The sequence below is a fragment of the Segatella hominis genome, from assembly GCF_004535825.1.
GTDB classification, from domain to species: domain Bacteria; phylum Bacteroidota; class Bacteroidia; order Bacteroidales; family Bacteroidaceae; genus Prevotella; species Prevotella hominis.
The window spans coordinates 1-7,697 of record NZ_SGVY01000087.1 but is presented as its reverse complement, the minus strand read 5'-3'; the positions used below and the strand labels follow the sequence as shown (position 1 = coordinate 7,697).

Here is a 7,697-nt window from a genome sequence, read left to right as displayed (position 1 = left end):
AGAGACATGATTTCTTTTACTGAATATTCATTGGTATTTACAACAGAAATCAGCTCCTGAACAAATTTTGTAGCTTGTTGGGTAGCTTGTTGGGTAGCTTGTTGGGTAGCTTGTTGGGTAGCTTGTTGGGTGTTTACCACACTGCTCCTATTATACTTAAATACGACCCACACAAAATTGCCATCAGTATTGAATTCTGGAGCAGGCAAGCCTACACGTTTGCATTCATCGACCATTGTACCTATTCCACGTCCCCAACTCTCCAATATCTTGCTCTTATAGAGTACGTTGGCGATAATTGGATTCTGTGGCTTGGAGTCATGTTCCTGCATAAGACGTTCTATAGGCAAGTCGGCAGGAAAAGTTCCCGTATTTCGTATTTCAACACGGTCATCGTAGATAGCGATGCTTACAGAACTGCCCGGTTGATGATACGAGCGATGGCAAAGTGAGTTGATGCAGCTCTCTCTTAAAGCCTTGTACGGAATGCTCAACTCTTCCTCACGATAAAGACCGTTTATCTTACCAGACAGTGAGAGATGCTTAAAGAAAAATGCCATTGCGGCATCAAGCAATTCATAAATGTTACCTTCTGCACGTTGGTTGTCTATAAACTCTTCTTTTGTTGTTCCTTTGAAACGAGCCATACGCACAAGACATTGTGGGTATCCATACAAATCCTTGCCAAACAACACGGCGGCTGCATTGTTCAGTTTACCATCATGGAACAAGCCGAACTTTTTCAAGATTACAGGTATCTCCTCGCGAATAGTTGTTTCTGGAAGTCTTCCGTTTCGTATTCCCTCACGGACAGCACCGAGAATGGCATTCTCATCCAAGTCGGTTATCTTCAGATCGGAGTTTATCATTGCTTCCCATCCATATTTTCCGCCTCTTTCCATTAAGAGATGGTTATACCGTTCCTGTGGCATAAAAGTTGTGGTACTTTCAATGCGCATATAAGCCCTTCCCTTATAAGTGAAAGGACGCATGAATCGTTGACATTCCGCATGAATGGCTATCACATATTTATCAGTCTCAAGAATAGGAACATACGAGATTTCCAACTCTACAAAAGGCTCAATTCTATTGACCGCCTCAGCAATAGAGCGTTTAGTATTGTCAGATACCTCTTGACCTATAATCTTACCATTATCCTTTACACCATAAAGAATAGTACCACCTTCACAGTTGAGAAACGCACATAGAGTCTCCATCGAACGGTCTAATTGACCTGTCGATTCCTTAAACTCCAAATTGTTGCTTTCCTTTAAGGAAGCAAGTTTTTCTATATCTTGATAATTCATACTTGTTGCAATTTTTTACGAACCCATACTGGAGCCAGCAAAATGTCTTTTTGAAAATCTCCCGTTGGGACATTTTTCAAATGACCTTTGATGATGTTCATCTGTAGTTCTGTTATATTTTCATCACCGATTTCACGGAGAGCCATTACTATCAACAGCATAAGCTTTGACCGATAAGCAAATGTTCTCATCTCAGATGTATGCTTGAAAAGGATTCCGTTACCTTTGCCTACAGAAACCTTGCGAGAAGACCCATCTGTAAAGAACACCACATTTGCCGGTACTTGTTTTGACAGTCCTAATACATTCAACACATACGCACCCGTCGGAACAATTCTAACTTTATCACGTTTAGCAATGCCATTGGCAATGTCTTCAATGGATGGCGGTACAACTCCGCTTCCCCATTTTGTGTCAATCTTTGGATAGCAATAGATGCCTTGTGCCACTCTTATTATGTCTCCATCTTTGCACAAACGCACCAAGGCTGACCTTATTGCATCGGATGATGCCATTTGAGCGAATGAATCGGGAAAGAACAATGTTCCCCGTTTGGAAGACGTTATTTTCCTTTTTATCTCGTTATAAGCGCTATTCGTTGCCATTCCTCTTTATTTTGCCACAAAACTACAATATTTTTGTGGCAACACCAAAAGTTTTTAATCTTTTTCAGAAATAACATAAGAAACACCTCGATTATCGTCTCATTCTTTCCAATTCATCATCCTTTCGCATTTTGTCGTTCAACTTCTCCTGCATTCTGTCAAGGAAGTAAGTACGACTATGGTTTTTGCGTCTTCTGATGTCGGTGTAGAAACGATAGCAGTCCTTGGCTTTGATGCCGAAGAACTGGTACATGGCTTGCGCCAAGTCCTTGAATTTTACATCGCCATCGTTCACGCTTCCCATTACGCAGATGCCATATACCATTTCTACAAGGTCAACGGCATTGCCAGTCCATTTTACTAATGGCTTTGATTCTGATGATACTGGTGGGGAGGCTTCTGAAGTGGATGTGGTCACATGAAGATGATATGTTGCTGCCACATGCTCTTGCATCCTTCGGACAAATGCAATAGCCTTGCGCACATACAAGCCTACGGTTCCCATACAATCCTTTATATGGGGCATTGACAGATGAAAGTCAAGCTCGGTCTCTGCGTATGACAGTGCAAAGACCGCTTGCTTCACGTTGGTGCTGCATAAATCAACCACAACCTTGATAAACTCACGATATGAGGTCTCCAAAGCGTTACCACCTTTGTTCTTATGACCTGCATTCAGCAAGTTGAAAAAATCAGTCTCTAACAATATGTTGTATTCCATGTTGCTGTCTCTTTTATGGGTTTGTACTAATTTGATGTTTCTGTGCGCACATCATTTATTAGTCCAATACCTATGCCATTCCAAGACAGTCTAAACAATTGGATGATGATATTTCCTGATAATCAGCAACTTTATCAAGAGAATAAGATTTTCACAAGGGAATTGCAAGCAGAAATAGTGTAAGGAAAACCGGACACTCGTCCAATCTTCCTTACACGGTTCCTATACCGTTACAACTTATTAGTAGGAATACCATACTCTTTCATACGGGCATAGAATGTAGTATGGCTCATTTCCAACATTTTTGCTGCATCACGCTTGATGCCATTGCATTGCTTCAAAGCCCACAAGATACGCTCTCGATTGATCTTGCGTTCTTGTTCATCAAAGTCCAAAGCCTCTTCTTTCAATGCCGATTGTGACAACTGCAAGTCCTCGACATCTATTATCTCATTCTCGCATAACAGCATAGCTCGCATGATACATGATTTCAACTCACGCACATTGCCTGGCCATGTATGGCTTACAAGTGCCCTTTGCGCTTCCTTACTGATACATTTTATTTCTTTGTCCGTATGCCTATCATATAGTTTCAGGAAGAAGTTAGCTAATGGCATAATATCTTCCTTGCAATCCCGCAACCGTGGAATCTCAATAACCGCTTCGTGAAGTCGATAATACAGGTCGCTTCTGAATCGTCCTTCCCGAACTGCCTCTTGCAGATTCTCGTTGGTGGCGGCAATAATGCGCACATCAGCCACTTTATCTTTTGTAGCTCCCAATGGTCGGTAGCTCTTGGATTGCAACACACGCAGCAGCATCGCCTGTACGTCTTTCGGCAGGTTGCCTATCTCGTCCAAGAATAGCGTACCTCCAGCAGCCAATTCAAAGTAACCTTTTCTTGCAGCGTCTGCACTTGTGAATGCACCTTTCTCATGTCCGAAGAGAGCGGAAACGGCAAGTTCCGCAGAAAGCGTACCGCAATCTACTACCTCAAAAGGCTGGTCGGCTCTTTTGCTTTGCAGATGTATCTTTTCCGCTATATGTTCTTTGCCAGTTCCGTTGTCGCCCAATATCATAACAGCCATGTCGCTTTTAGCAAACAATTCTGCCATTTTGTATATACGGCGAAACTTCTCACTTTTGCGGTAAACAATCTTGTTATTCAACTCTACGAGTCGTTTCTGCTTGTCTATGATTTCTTCCAAACGTTCATAAACTACATCAAGCAACAATTTCTTCGGTATATAGTCTTCCGCTCCCAATTTCATAGTCCTCACGGCACTCATGCTTTCATCGTAAGATGTCATGATAATAAATGGATTCTGATAGCCGTTACTACGCATCCATTCCAACAGGTCGATGCCGTTATCATTCCCCAAGCGCATATCCGAAATGACAACATCCCATTCAGAGGATTCCCTCACAGCTTTCAGACCATCTCTGTAATTGTAGCATAAGATTGTTTTCCATCCCTTCGCCTCCAACTTCTTGCCCAACATATTGCAAAATGTCGGGCTGTCTTCAATGATTATTACTTTCTTCATGCTGTTACCTCCTCAATTTTCTTTTGTGCGGCTTTGATGATTGCCTCACCATGTGCGAAAACATCCTCAACCGCTTGGTTGATAACGTCGTCTGATGATGTAGAATCTTCAATCAGGTCAAAGAGATAGTTCAAAGACTCGTCAGATTGTACCATCATCCACGAGCTTCTTGCGTGGTGAATGGCATCGGACATTTTCTTGCGGTTCTCCTCTTTGGCTGCATTACGGATACTGCCCAATGTGTCAGTCATTTCCTTTACGAAATTCTCCAAAGTCTCTTTTTCATTGCCGTAGGTCAGCAACATAGAAAAGTCTATTTGTTTTTCTGCTATCTTGCCATTCACACACTTTCTTGCAGTGTTTATCAAATCCTTGTCAGACATCGGCTTGAACAGACAAGCGACAAATCCTGCGCCAAGCAGTTCTTGCTCACTCACATTTGGTGCTGCTGTCATAACGACAACAGGAATAGTCTTGGAGTTACGCACGTTCACCATACGCATCATTTCCAGAATCTCGATACCATTCACTTCAGCCATCTTCAAATCCGTTATCAGCAGATCATAAGATTTTTTGCGCATCATATCCAATAAATCCGTGGCATTATTACAAGTGTCACATACGATGCCGTTTGATGCAAACGCCTCACGGATGGTACTCAGTTGCACATGACTATCATCAATGGCAATGACAGTAAACGAATCTTGTCGTTTCGTTCTATACTGGATTGGTTCCACATTCTGCTTTTCGGCTGCAGCCATAGGAAGACTAATGGTAAAGATACTTCCCAGCCCTTGGTGACTGGACACATCGATTTTTCCTTTCATCAGTGAAACGAGGTTCTTGACAATGGAAAGTCCCAAGCCAAATCCCGGTTGGGTGACCGCATTTCCCAATCTTGCAAATTCCTTGAAGATTTGTTTTTGTTGCTTGTCATCCAATCCTGTTCCTGTATCCTTAACCATTAGTATGAACACACCATCTTTATAGGTTGTGGACAATACAATCTCACCTTTTCCCGTATATTTGATGGCATTGGAAAGCAGATTGCGTCCTATTGTAAGCACCTTTTCCTTGTCTCCATTGACAACACCATCAGCCTTATTGTTGACGCTCAATTCAAGTTGTTTCTTTGCAGCAAAGGGCTCATACTCCATCATTAATTGCTCGGCAATGTCCATCATGCGGAAAGGGCGTTTCTTGACGGTCGCCTTTCCGTTCTCTAACTTGGAATAAACCAGGAAACTGTCAATCATAGAAGTCAAGCCTTTCGATGTGTCAACAATCAAGTCGGCATATCGTTTGCTTTCATCCGTAGCATCTTCAAGTCCGCTAATCTTGCGAGCATAATCCTTGATGGCAGACAAGGGACTGCGCATCTCATGCGTTACTGTCAGCATCACCTTTCTTGTTTCTTCCTTGCTCTTACGTGTCTTGAATGCGAATCGCCACACCAATAGGAATAATACGAAAAATACCAATATCAACAATCCTATCATTCCTATATAATAATAGGTATAATTGCCTTCCAAGTCTGCGATTTGTCGCTCACGAACTTTGATGCCTTTATCCACATTCTCATCAGCTATGCTGATTACTCTTTGCAACTGCTTATTGATACCTTCATTTCTGTTTCCAAGACTATCCAATATCTCCACTACCTTACGGCTTTGCTGGTGATGTTTAGCAACAACCGTTTGGTTTAGGTTGGTGAGCATCTTTTCAGTTTGGGTTAAACGGCTGGCTGTTGTTACTGCATTTTCTTTCTTGCCGAACAATCTGCTGAAGAAACCGCGCTTCTTTGGCTTTGCCTGTTGTGGCATAGCTGAAAGTCTTTTGCTTTCAGTTTTATTCTGCTCTACAATTCTTGGAACTTCTGCGGTCAGCTTTTCTTGAGTGGCATTCAATTCCTGCATAGCATCCTTAATATCCAGAAGGAGCTGTTCCTTTTCTGCAAGAAGACGGCAGATCGTATCAGAATCTTCTTTCGGACAGATACCTGCGATGCCTTCAAGCATACTGTCCACTTCCAATCGAAGCGAATGATACTCATTTACATCTGTTGAGTCCCAATCCGCAACCATTTCACCAAGCAGTGACAATTCCGTTATGTGCAAGTTTAAGTCATGCACATTCTTTCGCCACTGATGCAATTCTGCATTTCTACACTCAATCTCATTTCTGTCGCGCCATTCAAATAGGCCGATTACAATGGTACATCCTACGATGATGATGGCAGTCATGATGCCTAAAGCCATCCATCTACAGATATGCCCGGTCTGTTCTTTGCGTTCCATGTTGTTTACTTTTTACGTTTCTATTACTTCATTATTGCTTTACACTAACATTTTAATCGGCAAAGATAATGGCAGGAAGTATCAAAGACGAATATTTATATATATTATAACAACTTTTATGTAATTTCTTGGTAAAAACAGCATATTGTTAGAGAAAAAAACATTATTGAATAATAACAATGGACAATAAAGCCAAAAGCTGACAAAGTGTAGATTGTGAGACTTAATCGAAAAAGGATGGCAAGAGTTTCAATCCTACCATCCTTTTGAATCTTATTGAAAAGTCTTTTGCGTTGTCAACTTTATCAATGAGTAAATGAGAGAGTCGTTTACTTAACTCTTACACCTTTACCATTCAGAACTTCACCTCTAATATCATCAGTTTTACATAAATGCAAGTCGTAGCCAATGGCTGTAATATCGCAATATCTTGGAGGAGTAATGACTTTTCCACTTGGTGACATCAATCCATACCAACCAAGTTCTGCTTCATATTTTTTGCAATTTGCAGTCTTTTGATAAGGTGTTGGTGCTGTTTCTGCCGTTTCACCTGTTAAATTACCCGCATCATCATAGTTCTTTGCCGTAGTATATCCAACATCAGGTAGAGAAACCTCTCCGTTTAAAATTGGCAATATTGTTTTATTATAGAGTTTATCAAGTGACGAATATTCTGAAAAGACATATTCTGCACACTTTTGAACTTTTGCTTGTAATTCATTAAAATCGGTTGCATATTTTTACCCATTCAAGTTGAAATCAAACTTGTCTTGCATAGATAGCATATCCCCAGAAAAAGCGATACTGGCTCTGTCTCTTTGGTCTTGCAAATTTTTCATATTAAATTTCTCAAACCATTTTGATAGAATATCGAATCTTACACTATAGATAGGGTATATTACGAGAGATGATGTTGCTTCGTCAATCCAGTGATCCATCTCAATAAATTGCTTACCACCTTTTGTCTTCAACAAGAAGGAAGAGTCTCTTTTTCTAAATTTATATTCGAAAAAAAGTTAACAGCAAAAAAGTATGACTTATCACCATAGCATAGCTATCCGTGCCTTTTTGGGGGGCACGGACAGCTATGCTATGGCATTCGCTGATTCCTAAGACATAGCCAAATTTTTGAGCAGCTTTTTATGTTAATAAATATAAAAGAGGCGTTTTGGAGCATACAGGCACTAAAATATCGGTAGCAGAAATGGTCAAAAATGACA

6 protein-coding genes are annotated in these 7,697 nt (G+C 41.0%); all 6 read right to left on the bottom strand.

Going from position 1 to position 7,697, the window contains the following annotated elements; all coding sequences use genetic code 11:
• Nucleotides 1-1,307: ATP-binding protein (locus EXN75_RS16675; protein WP_134844672.1), on the bottom strand; the 1,307-nt coding region annotated here is incomplete at its 3' end.
• Nucleotides 1,304-1,912, bottom strand: a complete 609-nt coding sequence (locus tag EXN75_RS16670) for a DUF6088 family protein (protein WP_134844671.1) — start codon at nt 1,910-1,912, stop codon at nt 1,304-1,306. The genes EXN75_RS16670 and EXN75_RS16675, both read right to left, overlap by 4 nt.
• Before the next feature lie 91 nt (nt 1,913-2,003).
• Complete coding sequence (locus EXN75_RS16665) at nt 2,004-2,633, bottom strand: RteC domain-containing protein (protein ID WP_134844670.1); 630 nt, start codon at nt 2,631-2,633, stop codon at nt 2,004-2,006.
• A gap of 230 nt (nt 2,634-2,863) precedes the next feature.
• Nucleotides 2,864-4,180 carry a sigma-54-dependent transcriptional regulator gene (locus tag EXN75_RS16660; protein WP_134844669.1) on the bottom strand — a complete coding sequence of 439 codons (1,317 nt, stop codon included), beginning with the start codon at nt 4,178-4,180 and terminating at the stop codon, nt 2,864-2,866.
• Nucleotides 4,177-6,477 carry a hybrid sensor histidine kinase/response regulator gene (locus EXN75_RS16655; protein ID WP_134844668.1) on the bottom strand — a complete coding sequence of 767 codons (2,301 nt, stop codon included), beginning with the start codon at nt 6,475-6,477 and terminating at the stop codon, nt 4,177-4,179. Before EXN75_RS16655 ends, EXN75_RS16660 begins: the two co-directional genes overlap by 4 nt.
• A gap of 329 nt (nt 6,478-6,806) precedes the next feature.
• Nucleotides 6,807-7,112, bottom strand: a complete 306-nt coding sequence (locus tag EXN75_RS16650; protein WP_187349107.1) for a hypothetical protein — start codon at nt 7,110-7,112, stop codon at nt 6,807-6,809.
• Between the last annotated feature and the right edge of the window lie 585 nt (nt 7,113-7,697).